Source organism: Sphingobacterium griseoflavum (genome assembly GCF_014653155.1).
Lineage (GTDB): Bacteria > Bacteroidota > Bacteroidia > Sphingobacteriales > Sphingobacteriaceae > Sphingobacterium > Sphingobacterium griseoflavum.
In genome coordinates this window covers 131,244-144,292 of the sequence record NZ_BNAF01000001.1, presented here as the reverse complement: position 1 = coordinate 144,292, position 13,049 = coordinate 131,244, and the positions used below count along the sequence as shown (strand labels likewise).

The following is a 13,049-nucleotide window of genomic DNA, read 5'->3' as shown; positions in this document are numbered from 1 at the left end:
ATTTAATAATAAATGATTCCTAAATTTGAGACAAAAATCCGAGATTAGCAACATGTATTTTGTTAATGCACCTTTTTTTTTACGTTGGCTGTACCCCAAAGTGACGTTCAACAGATCTAGAAAAGACAAAGTTTTATACCTTACCTTTGATGATGGGCCCATCCCGGAAATCACCCCCTTTATACTCGATACACTTGCCAGCTACCAAATCAAAGGTACGTTCTTTTGCGTGGGGGATAACATCAACAAATATCCCGATTTATTCCACCGTACACAACGTGAAGGCCATCAGGTAGCGAACCACACGTACAATCATTTGAAAGGCTGGAACACGCGGGATGATGCCTATCTTGCAAACATTGCAGAGTGCGAAGAACTTACAAAAACATCATTGTTTAGACCTCCTTACGGCCGAGCGAAGAAATCACAGCTCCGGCGCATCTATCCCAGTTTTGAAGTGGTTTTTTGGGATGTACTATCTGGAGATTTCGACACGAAGCTAAGTCCAGAAGAGTGTTTCAGAAATGTCGTTAAACATAGCAAGAATGGCTCTATCATTGTCTTCCATGACAATATCAAAGCCATTCCACGAATCCGCTACACCCTGCCAAAGGCGATCGAATATTTTCAAAGTCGCGGGTTTACTTTTGATGTGCTAAGACCCGCCATGGACATTTAATTCGTCTCTCCTTCTGTAGGCATTTCTTCGGGAATACGCATCCCGAATTCTTTCACGGAGGCTACAGAAAAATACCCCAAGGCATTATTGGATATATTTGAGGTAGGGTTGCCTGGAGCAGCCGTACCGGGATTAGTGGATTGATACTCGTTCCAGTAATCGAACACACGTCTGTCGACACAATATCGCCTTACGACGATGCTGTCTCCAACGACCAATTCTGTATCTCTGTCAGAAATTTGATGCGTTACATATAGACCGTCATTGAACTTATCGCTCAACGCACTGGCAAACCGAAATCTAGCGCTATTGATGGAAACATCATACTTGTAATAATTGGGCGTACCGGCCGGATCCTGGAATTTAAAAGTTGCAAAATAATATGGATCGCCAAACAATGTTTCTTGTAAGATGCCTACCGAATCCACTTCGACAAAAGGCGGCATGGTACAACTGGATTCAAAACGTTCGCCTGCGACCTCTACCAGCAGATCATAGCGTCTGTCGGCAACAGGCCTAAAGGCGCTATGTATATAATATCCGTCTTCCGTGTGGTTGAAGGTGTATACCCTACCGCGACTATCCGTAACCGACACTTGCGCGTCGGATATAGGCGAAGCACTGATTGATTCGGTAAAGGCAACAGTCTGCGACACGCGAATACGTTGTTCCGTGCTTAAGTCCGACAGCTGGGCCTCGATTACCACACGCGGATCTGCGTCATTGAGGTTGATATCAATCACTTCTTCGCAGGAAGTCCAAAACGCAAAGAAAAAAAGGATATATAAATAAAATCTCGCTTTCATCATCTTTAAAATTTAAAGTTCCACGTTACGGAGGGTATGATGCCAAACAGGGCCACTTGATAGGCTTCCGTTGCATTGGGCGTTGTTTCGCTGTCACGGAAATCAATGATGTAAGCGTTTCGTCTGTTGTAGGCATTATAAACACCAAAAGTCCAACTGGAGTGGAAGCGCTTGTTTGGCTTTTGCGGTTCGTAAGTTGCGGAAAGGTCTAAACGGTAGTAATTTGGCATGCGGTAACCGTTACGCTCCGTGTAATAGAACATCGACTTGCCATCTACTTCGTACTTTCCACTTGGAAAAGTCACTGCATTTCCAGTATTAAAAACAAACGTCGTGCCCAGTGTCCAACTCTTTGACAGGGCATACATACCCACCACAGATAAATCGTGTGTACGATCTTGTCGCGCCCGAAACCAGTCCCCCCCGTCTATTCCATCAAATTGACGTTCGCTCTTTGCTAGAGTATAACTGATCCAGCCTGTCAGTTTACCTACGTTCTTCCTAACGTACCATTCCAAACCGTAGGCTCGTCCTATCCCAAACAGTAGTTCACCTTCCAGAAAGCGGTTGGCCTGCAAATCGGCACCATTCCTAAAATCGATTTGATTTTGCATATACTTGTAATAGGCTTCCATGGAAAATTCGTAGCCATCGTCCATAAAGTTACGGAAGTAGCCCACAGCAGCTTGGTTAGCTATCTGCGGCTTGATGTTCAGACTACTTACAACATATTGGTCGGTGGGTAAACTCGAGGTGGTGTTGGTCAACTGATGCAGATTTTGCGCGATACGATTATAAGAGGCTTTTACACTACTTTTTTCGCTCAGCAGATAGCTAGCGGAGAAACGGGGTTCTAGGTTAAAATAATGCTTGGCAACCCGCGTGCCATAGTAAGTCTCGCCCAGCGCCTCGCCTTCGGCATCAAAATCGTAGAACGTTCCTGGCCCCATCACCATAAAATCGTTTATACGCAATCCGTAAATCAGGGATAGGCGATCAAAAGGTTTCCATTCGTGCGAAATATAGGCCGCTAGATCTATGCCTTGACGCGTATCAACGGAAATGGAATTTACATTGGTACTTTGCGAAGCACTTAAACTTGCTGGCTGGATAGATTGCCGCAAGGCATTCAGGCCGAAACGTATCGTACTGTTGTTGCTAGCGTAATAGGAAAAATCCTGTTTTAGGTCGTAGTTCAGAATTTTGGAAGCGATGGTAAAGTCGGTATCATCACTCGAAACCTGCACATTATAGGTAAAATCGCTATATATTAGCGATGTATTGCTGAATAGTTTGTCATTAAAAATATGGTTCCAACGTACCGTTGCCGTCGCGTTTCCCCAATCAAAACTAAACAAGTCTGAGTACCCTAGATCATCCTTTCCAAAGTAACCTGACAGATACAAGGTGTTTCTGTCATTCAATTTGAAGTTTAGCTTAGCATTTAGATCGTAAAAGTAAAGCTTGCTTTTGTTGATATCCTCATCATTTGATAATTTCAAAAACATATCGGCATAGGTTCTTCTTCCACTCAGCATGAAAGAACTTTTGTCTTTAACGATAGGAGCCTCGATTTTTAGTCGCGATGCGATCAATCCAATTCCTCCTTCAGCGGCGAACCGTTTTTGGTTACCATCCAGCATCGCGATATCCAGAACCGACGAGATCCGTCCACCGAATTGCGCGGGGATACCACCCTTATACAATTGCACATCCTTGATGGCGTCCGAGTTGAAGGTTGAGAAAAAGCCCAACAAATGCGAAGCGTTATACACGGTCGCTTCGTCCAACAGAATTAGATTTTGGTCTGAACCTCCACCACGTACATAGAAATTTGCTGACCCTTCACCCCCACTCTGTACGCCAGGCAAGAGCTGTATGGTCTTCAACAGATCCTTTTCGCCAAACAATATTGGAACATTCTTGATCTCTTCCATGGTCATATTGAAAGCGCCCATTTGAGCGTCACGCACATTACCATCTTTTTTTTTGGCTGAAACAACAACTTCATCCAATACATTATCCAGCGGTTTGAGTTCGGAATTTAAGCGTCTGTTGCTACTTAATTCCAAATCCTCGACCTTCGTTTCATAGCCTACATAACTCAACTGGATCTTGTATCTGCCGGCAGGTAGTGTTAAGGAAAAGAAGCCATATGCATTTGTGCTGGTTGCATACACATTATTGTCGGTCGATACAACCGCCCCGATCAGTGTTTCTCCTGTGCTCGCGTCGCGCAAGATACCGCTTAAAACCACTTGCTGTGCAAAGCCCTGCATACCGTACAGAAAACAAACGGTTAATAAAAAGAATCTAACCATAATGGTATACTAATTTATTTTGGATGCTGATAGAAAACACTGCTCAAAAAAAGCCATTTGATAAGCAATGGATTGTGACCAATAATTCCAGTCATGCTTTCCGGGCATCGTTAGATAAACGTGGGGGATACGTAAATAATCCAATTTTTCATGCAATTTATTGTTGACGGCAAAGAAAAAGTCGTCCGTACCGCAATCGATAAACAGCTGCAAATTTCCGGCTTGTACTAAATGTGTGAGCTCGATCACTGTATGATCATCCCAAACCTTTTTGTTTTCATGATAGGTTCCCAGCCGTTGTTTCATATTCCAATTCTCCGGAAAGGGACGAATATCCACTCCACCGGACGTACTACCTGCAAAAGCAAATAGATCTTGATGACGAAAAGCGAGATAAAGCGCACCGTGCCCACCCATACTCAACCCGGTGATTCCTCGATTCACCCGTTGGTTTCCCACGGTGTATCGATCTTCGATGAAAGGTATTAATTCCTTCGTGATGAACGTTTCATATTTGTAGTTGTCATCCGTCGTGTCCCAATACCAACTATCAAATCCGCCATCGGGACAAACCACGACATAACCGTATTGGTCTACTAAATCTTTAAGGGACGACACATTGTTGACCCAATTGGAATAATTGCCTGAGTAGCCGTGCAACAGGTACAGGACAGATTGAATCTGCTGCTGTTCGGGCAATACCACAACCGTTTTGACCGCTTTCTGCATGCGCGCACTGAACACAGAGACCGTATCTACCTTGGCTGCGTGAGCCGTGAACATGATGAATAAACCGACAAATACTAAAAATATATGTTTCATTGTAGTGTACATGGATAAAATTATCAAAACGCGGCGTTCATTACTTCGTATTCCCAAGTGTATAGCTGTAAAGATACGCATCTAAACCCAGCGGGCGCTCACTCACGGTATAAAAAACATGATTTTGATATCCAAAACATATTGCTTCACCTTGCGGCTCTGCTTGATATTCCACGGTATTGGGGCGCTGCCGAAACACATCGATAACAGAAGCACTCCCCAATCTATGCCACAGGAAAACCTGTCCGATATTTTTTAGCAGAATTTCGCTACCATCGGCAGCAATGTCCGCCGCTGTAATAAAGGTCATTGGCAGGCTCAGGGCACGGCTTATCGAGAGGGTTTCTCCATCTTCCGCCTGCTGAAAGTCAATGGGATATACGCCTACCTGGAGGTCACGTTTGGAGATCAAGTAACCCTTTTTATCAAGTGGATCCACGAAAAATGCTTCAGCATCGCGCGGTTTATCATCGTAACGCAGGCTTACCTGCACGATTGCGGACCGCGGGATAACCATGTGCGACCGTCCCTCTTGCCATACAGGTTCTTCGAAAATATACAATTGAATTGTTGGCCGTTGGCCGTAGTTATCACCGATATCGGCAAGAACAAGATATGGACGGCCATCACGTTCAAACCAGGCTATATCCTCCGCATCAACGGTATGGACACCTTCTAAAGCTACGATACACTTCAGCTTTGCCTTTCTATCAATGAGAAATATGCGGGCGCTATCCCCACTATCGTTGTGCGTCCAAAATAAAGAAGAATTCTTTCGCGAATTTACTAATCCAGATAATTCATTCAATCGACTATCTGTTATCTTGCCCAGAGATTCCCTATTGGCACCAAGATCCTGTGCTACGCCAATACAAACTAGCGTCAAAAACAAGATGCTGCTCAGCAAACGACTAACCATCCAGTGAAAATAACAAAATTTACGAAATATACCTACTTAGTTAACGATTTGTTCGACCTGAATTTATGTAGCGTGTGTTAAAAAAAAGCGTATTAGAAACGACCCATTGGAAAGCACGCAGATAACTGTCCCTAGTTTCACCGACAAAAAACCAACACTCACCGAATTAGTGTACAGATTGGCCTAATTGAAATCGTTGTGCAAGACCTTATAGATTAATTTCGACTATAGAAATCACCTAGAAAGCCATTTTATTATGCAAAAACTTCTTATTTCTTTTCTTGCGGGTTTGGCTGTTTCCCTTTCGACGTATAGTATGAAAGCAACCGACACACCCAAAGCTACTTTTGAAGTGACACCAAGTAAAGCTGCCCACCCGTAAGCCAACTTTACTTGCGCCATGCCAGTACCCTATTGCGGCTCTTGAAAGGCAGATACCAACCGATCAAACTGGCTTGTATCTCTGGCTTTTAATTCAAATAGGCGTCGATAAAGGTCCAGGATAGCAAAAGCTTCGGCCTCTGCTCCGGCACGATTGCTGAGGAACAATTTGAACGAATACGTGCTATTCTTGGAAAGATCAACCGGCTGTTTATTGGAAGAGAATACCAACGGTAAGATAGGAGAAGTTGTCATGCCCCCCTCAACTGGAGATTTATATGCTTTGCTCAGAGCTTGTACAAACGCATCAGACGGCCGTCCTATTGTTGAAAACTTGATAACACCGTTCTTGAAACCATCTTTTTCATCCGGATTTCCATCCGCACCGACTCCGGCGGGAATATTCTTGGACACCTCGATCTGAAGTCCTACCGTATCCGTCTCATGCAGCGACTTGGCCAAATATATGACCGACGAATCCGTTTCATGCGTATCTGCCAAATAGAGGTACAAGGAGGGGTTGTCGCTGTCATTCCCAACAAACTGACCTAAGGTCTTTTCCGCTCCCGCAGTTTTGCTAGCTTTATTTGAAGCGTTATTACAGCTGCTCTGTAAAATCGACAGCAAGACCAAAAACGATGTATAGACAGATATAGTTTTCATACGTTAGCTATTTATTTAAGGATAACAACATTGCCCTAAAATTGTTTCATTAACGAAGTAAAGCATCAAACAATATTTCTATGGGATGATATGATTTCCGCTGCGCACCATCTTTGATTTGGTGCCTGCATGATGTTCCTGATGCAGCGATAACGGTATCAGTCGGCGTTTGACGGATAGCTGGCAACAAGACCAATTCGGCCACCTGCATCGACACGTCAAAATGTTCTTTTTCATACCCGAAGGATCCCGCCATCCCACAGCAGCCGGACGGTATCAGCTCAACCTTGTAGCCGATGGGAAAGGACAGCATTTTTTGGGTGTAGTCAACCAACTGGAAAGCTTTTTGATAACAATGGCCATGCAGCTTGATCTTTCTAATATCGTCGCTGAATTGTTCTGTTCGGATATGCCCTGCTTCCATCTCGCGCACCAGAAACTCATCGATCATGAGTGCATGGCGCGCTAGCTCATGCGCGGCAACCTTCTTATCCGCGTCCACCAAGTCTAGATACTCATCGCGAAAGGTGACAATAGCGGAAGGCTCGATGCCCAGCAGCGGCGTGTCTGCAGAAACCAATGGTTGCAACAATGCTACATTTCTTTCGGCTATTTCTTTGGCTTTTTTGACAAAACCTTTGGAAAGGTAGGTTCTACCACTTTCCAAATGTTTTGGCACGATAACGTCATACCCCAATGCCGTCAGCAATTTATAGGCCGTAATACCTATCGCTGTATCGTTATATTCTGTAAATTCATCGCAAAACAAATAAACTTGTCGATTTTTGAAAGACGTATTTTGTTGCTTCGCGATCCAACGCGACAATGTTGTGAAATTTACCTTGGGCAAAGATCTAGCTGCTGCAAAACCAGCAATACGTTTCACCATCCCCGACAGCAGCGGGGTATTCACGATCAAATTATACAACGGCGCCACATAAGATCCTATCCGTTGGCTGCGGGTAAAGTTTGCAATAACATACGAACGAAACGAGGCGCCATGTTGATCATAATAATGTTGCAAGAATTCAGCCTTCATTTTAGCGACATCCACACGCGATGGGCATTCACTCTTGCACGCTTTGCAGCTCAGGCAGAGATCCATCACCTCCTTGATCTCTTCATGATCGAAGCGATTCTCTTGCGTAGAGTTTGTTAAAAATTGCCGTAGCATATTGGCACGCGCACGGGTGGTATCCTTCTCGTCCCGTGTAGCCATAAACGAAGGGCACATGGTACCGCCCGTAACTTCCGTTTTCCTACAGTCGCCGGATCCGGAACATTTCTCGGCCAACCGTAGGATACCTTCATCTTTCGTGAAGTCAAAGTAAGTAGGAATAGTTGCCGTCTGATGGTCTACGTTGTAACGCAATGCGTTGTCCATAGGCGGCGTATCGACAATCTTATTGGCATTGAAAACTCCATTTGGATCGAAAATTCCTTTTGTCTTTTTCAGGAGCGCATAAACGGGCTCTCCCAATACCTTGGCAATGAATTCACCGCGTAAGCGCCCATCTCCATGTTCGCCGCTCAGGGATCCGTTGTATTTAAGCACAAGATCAGTAGTGCGTTCCAAAATTGTCCTGAACTTACGCCGCCCTTCTCCTGTCTTTAAGTTAACAAAGGGCTCAATATGCAATTCCCCTGCACCTGCATGCGCATAGTAGGAAGCGTGGACGCCCTCTTCGGCTAATAGCAATTGCATGTCAGCCACATAGGCAGGTAAATCCTCGGGCGCAACCGCGCAGTCTTCAATCAAGTTGACGGGTTGTTCATCACCGGGCAAATTTCGAATCAATCCTAACCCAGCCTTTCGAACATCCCAAACCCGATTTGTATCGACATGCCCTGTTACGAAGGGATAAGCATAGCCCAAGTCCTGGTTTTTTAGATCTTCGATTAAGGCGGCGGCTTTGGCCTGCAGCGCAGTGTGGTCTGCCGCACGGAATTCCACAATCAACAAAGCCTGCGGATCATCGACTAGAAAAAACCGATTGTACTGATACGTGGGATGCCCTATAGTGAAGTCCAAAATATATTTATCCACTAGTTCAGATGCCTCCGGGCCATGTTGTAAGGCTACTACATTGCCCCGCATGCATTCCACCATATCGGAGAAATGCACACAAACCAAACCGATCTCTTGAGGTGGCAAAGCCATCAACTTCAATTTAGCTTCTGTAATGATCCCCAACGTTCCTTCTGATCCTGCCAAGAGTTGACAAAGATTGAAAGGTGTATCTTTGTCGATGAGGAAATCCAACGCATAGCCTGTGTTTCGCCGACTTAGACTTCTTTTCGGATATCCTGCCCTAATCGATGCTACATGGGCGGCGTTGCTTAGCAAATCGTTCAGCTCTCGGTATATTTGGCCCTCTCTCGAGGTGGACATCAACTTTTGGAAAAGCTGCACTTCACTCAGTTGCTCCACTCGCATCTCAGAAGCATCGTCCAGCAAGACGTTTGCCTGCAGTAAATTCTGCCGTGTGTCTCCCCAAACGATAGAATGTAAACCGGACGAATTATTCCCGATCATCCCCCCCACCATCGCCCGGTTGGCCGTACTGGTTTCTGGTCCAAACATCAAACCAAACGATTTCAAGTAGTGGTTCAAATCATCGCGAATGACACCAGGTTCAACGCGCACCCATTGTTCTTCCACGTTCAGGTCCAGTATTTTATTAAAAAAACGCGAAATGTCTACTACAATCCCGGAACCGACAACCTGCCCCGCCAATGAAGTGCCAGCCGTTCTAGGGATAAGCGTACTGCCTATATCCCGCGCGAAAAGAATGAGCGATTTGATATCATCCTTACTTTTTGGAATGGCTACAGCCATCGGAAGCTCTTGGTAAACCGAAGCATCCGTAGCGTAAGCCAATCGCATGGTTTGGTGCTTTGGAATGCTCGGATCATAATATAGCTCCCCTGTTATCCGTTCAGAAAGTTCGCGTAGCTTTTCTATTTTTTGCACGTTTTTAGTATTTTTAACCTAGCAAATCTACTTAAATGCTTTCTCAATATACAATTTGAATGCGTTATTTCGTATCAATCCTATAACAAAAACGCACAAACAAGCAGAAATGATCCACAGATCGACTGTTTGACATAAAACATTGTTCAATTAAATAACCCTTTATAAGAATATTATTCAATAGCAATGACTATGTTTTGAATAATATTCTTTATTTCGTAATTTCGCACCATCATGGCAAAATTAGAATTCAATCTTGATCAAATCGACTATCAGATCTTGCGTATCATGCAGGATAATGCGCGTACAAATAATGCTGATATTGCGCGCGAATTGGGCATGGCGCCCTCCGCAATTTTAGAGCGGGTGAAGAAATTGGAACAGAAGGAGGTAATTTTGCAATATAATGCGAAAATAAACCCAGGTGCACTCGATCAAAAAATGCTTTCCTTTATTTTTATCAAAGCGCAAGACATTATCGGTGTACAGAAGGTCGGTTTTATGCTTGCAGAAATACCGGAAGTGCAGGAAGTGCACGATATCGCCGGCGATGACGGCTACTTGATTAAGGTACGCACGACTGATGCGGCAGGTCTTGTCGATTTAATGCGTAATTCGCTAGGTAAGATCGAAGGCATCATATCAACGCGCACCACCATTGTTTTAGAGACTGTCAAAGAAGAGCAAAAGTTGGTTGTCCCCACAAAAAAATAAGATGAGCAGACAGCAGCAGGACGCCCCAGCAGCAGCAAGTATTATCTTCGCTTACTTGGTGGTTTACATTGTATGGGGATCAACCTTTTTCTTTATTGAAAAAGCCTTGCGGAGCTTCAGCCCTTTTGTACTGGGGTCGATCCGTTTTATTATTGCAGGAACCCTGCTTATGGGCTACTGCTGGGCACGCGGCTATAAGTTGTATATCAAATCCGCTGTCAAAGATGCTATGTTCATTGGCTTCCTACTCTTGTTTGTGGATATGGCCGCTATTATTTGGTCCGAACAGTATATCTCCAGTGCCATTGTTACTATTTTATCAGCTGCTGCCGCCATTTGGTTTATTCTATTTGACAGACCGAAATGGAAGCAAAATTTTTCGAGTCCGCCTATTTTCATCGGTTTAATTTTTGGCTTTATCGGGGTATTCATGTTATTCGCCGAGCAACTGTTAGCGGACGGGAATACCGAACAGCACAAAGACATGAAATTGATCGCCATGATCGTCCTTATGCTCGGCACGATCGGCTGGACGGTCGGCTCATTGATTTCGAAATACAGCAAGGAGAAACGGGATCTTAATGATGAGGCTGACGCAGAGGATCTGCAAGTTATGGTCAAAACGGCTTGGCAAATGGTATCGGCAGGCATCGCCTTCACGGTGGTTGCTTTGCTTAGCGGCGAATATGCACGTTTCGATTTTTCGGCCGTTTTATTGGTCGATTGGGGGGCAATGGCCTACTTGGCTACCATGGGATCCATTTTGGCATTTGGCAGCTATATTTGGCTGTTGCAACATAGACCGGCTACCGAAGTAAGTACTTATGCTTACATCAATCCTATTGTTGCGGTTATATTAGCACATTATTTTACCAGCCATCATGTTAGCGCGCTCCAAATCTCAGGGTTGGTCGTGGTGCTCGTCAGCGTGCTGCTCATGAACTGGAACCTGTATCGGGACAATAAAAAATTCAAAGTGTATAAAAGAGCCAAACGCATAAAAAAACTTAGAGGAATGGCTCCTAAAAGTAGTATTCCAAGGATTTTCGAAGTCGCTAATTTTAACAGCAAACACGAAAAAAAGAAGCGATAGATCATGTAACTGTGCATGTTGTCTACGCTATTTCCAATTATTTTTTCTAATTGCTGTAGCACTTGCTTTCTCTTGCGCGTATTATTTCTAAAAATTAACGACGCATGAAAAAGTTATCTATACCATCATTTATTTGCCTAGTACTGGGCATCTTAACGTTAAGCAGTTGCTTAAAAGACAATGACGATTATGTACGTCCGCCACAGGGATACATGACCTTTATCAATGGATTTTCAGATCCGGGACATGTTTATTTCCGTACTTCCGTTGGAACACTTCCAATTCCGTACAAAGGCTTTTCTGTAGCATCCATGCTGGTTGGCGACAGGAACCTTTCTATCTTCTCCAACAACGGGAATGCCTCATTGATCGACACCAACTTGGTGATCAAAGACAGTACAGCATATTCCTCTGTCATCTATGGCAACCGTGAAAGTCCGAAATTTGCCTTTGTCGAAGACAAAAGCATAAGTAACCTAGGCGAACAGAGCGGCTGTCGGTTTTTGAACTTGGCAAACGGCGTAGGGACTGTAAACTTGTTCTTGGGTTCCGAAACGACCGCATCTTTCGCAAATAGACCAATAGAAACTGGCGCTACCGCTGTGAGCAACCAGACGTTTGTGGCCAAAGCGAGCGGCAATATGCCGCTAAAAATAACGGATGCCGACGGTAATACCATTGCAACACGAACCGACTACACGTTTAGGAAAGGGTATTACTACACGGTTATTTTGATTGGCACAAAGGATAATACGGCGACACCACTTTATCTTGGTATTGTGGCGCACTAAACTCATAACCGCTGAAGAAGCTTCGCCACATATCGGCGAAGCTTTTTTTTTGCCGTTCGATTGACAAGGGTGATAGCAAATTATATCAAGGAAATAGGTATTTTAGCTTGCTAATGTGAACAACATGCCTATTAAAAAAATCATTACAGTCTGCATCCTAGTGCTTAAAAGCATATGCACCACTTTTGCGCAAACAGACTCGTTGAGCGAGCTGACACAAGCTGCGGCACATGACAGCTTAAAGCTAGAAGAGCAACGCAGTGAAGGGATAAATCGATACCATGCACGCGAATTCGACAAAGCCCTCGTTTATTTGGAGACCTATTATCGACATGATTCAAACGATTCGATCACGAAAAATATACTCGCAGACATTTTTATAAAGAAGTTAAGCATACAAAAAAGTGGCGACACTAATTTTAAGCAGCTGATTACTTGGGCAAATAAATATCCGTTTATCAAGAAGGATGAGAAGCTGCGAAAGATCAAAGTCATTGAGTCGCTGCGTTTGGGCATGGCGGCATTCGATGCGAGAAATTATATGCTCGCAGAACAATTTTACAACATCATTGAAGAAGAAATAACGCAGAGCACTGAAAAAAAAGATCTTTTAGCGCTGAACAATCTACACGCTTTGATTTTCAACCTTGGACTAAAACATTTCTTGGATCGTGATTATCGTTCCGCCACGAAGTTATTTGAGGTTGGAATAAAACGTTACCCGAGCGACCCCGAAATGGCTAAGATGTATCACAAGGCCAAATCTAAAATCAGCTACTGATCAATACGAGCTGTTTCTTCAAGGAAAGCTTAGCCATCACATATGTTGACTACGCTATTGCATAATCTTCATCTTGCTCTGGACAGGCGTTTCCGATAGAATAAC

General features: G+C 44.1%; 11 protein-coding genes. 5 read left to right on the top strand and 6 right to left on the bottom strand.

The features are described from left to right. The first annotated feature begins 52 nt into the window (after positions 1–52). A complete protein-coding gene (locus IE165_RS00555) occupies positions 53–679 on the top strand; it encodes a polysaccharide deacetylase family protein (protein ID WP_189624648.1) in 627 nt (208 codons plus the stop codon). On the opposite strand, the gene IE165_RS00550 is transcribed toward IE165_RS00555, so the two are convergent. The 6 genes from IE165_RS00550 to IE165_RS00525 all read right to left on the bottom strand — a co-directional run bounded on the left by IE165_RS00550 (position 676) and on the right by IE165_RS00525 (position 9,565). Then, positions 676–1,488, bottom strand: a complete 813-nt coding sequence (locus tag IE165_RS00550; protein WP_189624647.1) for a DUF4249 domain-containing protein — start codon at positions 1,486–1,488, stop codon at positions 676–678. The two genes, IE165_RS00555 and IE165_RS00550, sit on opposite strands and share 4 nt — an antisense overlap. A gap of 2 nt (positions 1,489–1,490) precedes the next feature. Next, a complete protein-coding gene (locus tag IE165_RS00545; RefSeq protein ID WP_189624646.1) occupies positions 1,491–3,806 on the bottom strand; it encodes a TonB-dependent receptor in 2,316 nt (771 codons plus the stop codon). A gap of 9 nt (positions 3,807–3,815) precedes the next feature. After that, the gene (locus IE165_RS00540) at positions 3,816–4,628 is read right to left on the bottom strand and encodes an alpha/beta hydrolase (RefSeq protein ID WP_229826225.1); all 813 of its coding nucleotides are present in this window, start codon (positions 4,626–4,628) and stop codon (positions 3,816–3,818) included. Between the two features lie 40 nt (positions 4,629–4,668). Continuing rightward, positions 4,669–5,547, bottom strand: coding sequence for a hypothetical protein (locus IE165_RS00535; protein ID WP_189624644.1), 879 nt, complete (start codon positions 5,545–5,547; stop codon positions 4,669–4,671). A 411-nt stretch (positions 5,548–5,958) separates the two neighbouring features. Further along, entirely contained in the window at positions 5,959–6,591 is a 633-nt protein-coding gene (locus IE165_RS00530; RefSeq protein ID WP_189624643.1) for a hypothetical protein, read from the bottom strand. Between the two features lie 49 nt (positions 6,592–6,640). Then, positions 6,641–9,565, bottom strand: a complete 2,925-nt coding sequence (locus IE165_RS00525; RefSeq protein WP_229826223.1) for an FAD-binding and (Fe-S)-binding domain-containing protein — start codon at positions 9,563–9,565, stop codon at positions 6,641–6,643. Between the two features lie 234 nt (positions 9,566–9,799). Here IE165_RS00525 and IE165_RS00520 point away from each other — a divergent pair, with 234 nt between their 5' ends. The 4 genes from IE165_RS00520 (at position 9,800) to IE165_RS00505 (ending at position 12,944) form a co-directional block, all read left to right on the top strand. Beyond that, positions 9,800–10,279 (top strand): Lrp/AsnC family transcriptional regulator, encoded by a 480-nt coding sequence (locus IE165_RS00520; protein ID WP_189624642.1) that lies wholly within the window; start codon positions 9,800–9,802, stop codon positions 10,277–10,279. Between the two features lies 1 nt (position 10,280). After that, the gene (locus IE165_RS00515) at positions 10,281–11,372 is read left to right on the top strand and encodes an EamA family transporter (RefSeq protein ID WP_189624641.1); all 1,092 of its coding nucleotides are present in this window, start codon (positions 10,281–10,283) and stop codon (positions 11,370–11,372) included. Between the two features lie 104 nt (positions 11,373–11,476). Then, positions 11,477–12,163, top strand: coding sequence for a DUF4397 domain-containing protein (locus IE165_RS00510; protein WP_189624640.1), 687 nt, complete (start codon positions 11,477–11,479; stop codon positions 12,161–12,163). Positions 12,164–12,287: 124 nt separating this feature from the next. Next, positions 12,288–12,944, top strand: coding sequence for a hypothetical protein (locus tag IE165_RS00505; RefSeq protein ID WP_189624639.1), 657 nt, complete (start codon positions 12,288–12,290; stop codon positions 12,942–12,944). Positions 12,945–13,049 lie beyond the last annotated feature (105 nt).

Bases quoted from the DNA above. Each gene is read 5' to 3' on its own strand.
- IE165_RS00555 (WP_189624648.1), top strand. From the start codon at position 53: ATGTATTTTGTTAATGCACCTTTTTTTTTACGTTGGCTGTACCCCAAA.
- IE165_RS00550 (WP_189624647.1), bottom strand. From the start codon at position 1,488: ATGATGAAAGCGAGATTTTATTTATATATCCTTTTTTTCTTTGCGTTT.
- IE165_RS00545 (WP_189624646.1), bottom strand. From the start codon at position 3,806: ATGGTTAGATTCTTTTTATTAACCGTTTGTTTTCTGTACGGTATGCAG.
- IE165_RS00540 (WP_229826225.1), bottom strand. From the start codon at position 4,628: ATGAAACATATATTTTTAGTATTTGTCGGTTTATTCATCATGTTCACG.
- IE165_RS00535 (WP_189624644.1), bottom strand. From the start codon at position 5,547: ATGGTTAGTCGTTTGCTGAGCAGCATCTTGTTTTTGACGCTAGTTTGT.
- IE165_RS00530 (WP_189624643.1), bottom strand. From the start codon at position 6,591: ATGAAAACTATATCTGTCTATACATCGTTTTTGGTCTTGCTGTCGATT.
- IE165_RS00520 (WP_189624642.1), top strand. From the start codon at position 9,800: ATGGCAAAATTAGAATTCAATCTTGATCAAATCGACTATCAGATCTTG.
- IE165_RS00515 (WP_189624641.1), top strand. From the start codon at position 10,281: ATGAGCAGACAGCAGCAGGACGCCCCAGCAGCAGCAAGTATTATCTTC.
- IE165_RS00510 (WP_189624640.1), top strand. From the start codon at position 11,477: ATGAAAAAGTTATCTATACCATCATTTATTTGCCTAGTACTGGGCATC.
- IE165_RS00505 (WP_189624639.1), top strand. From the start codon at position 12,288: ATGCCTATTAAAAAAATCATTACAGTCTGCATCCTAGTGCTTAAAAGC.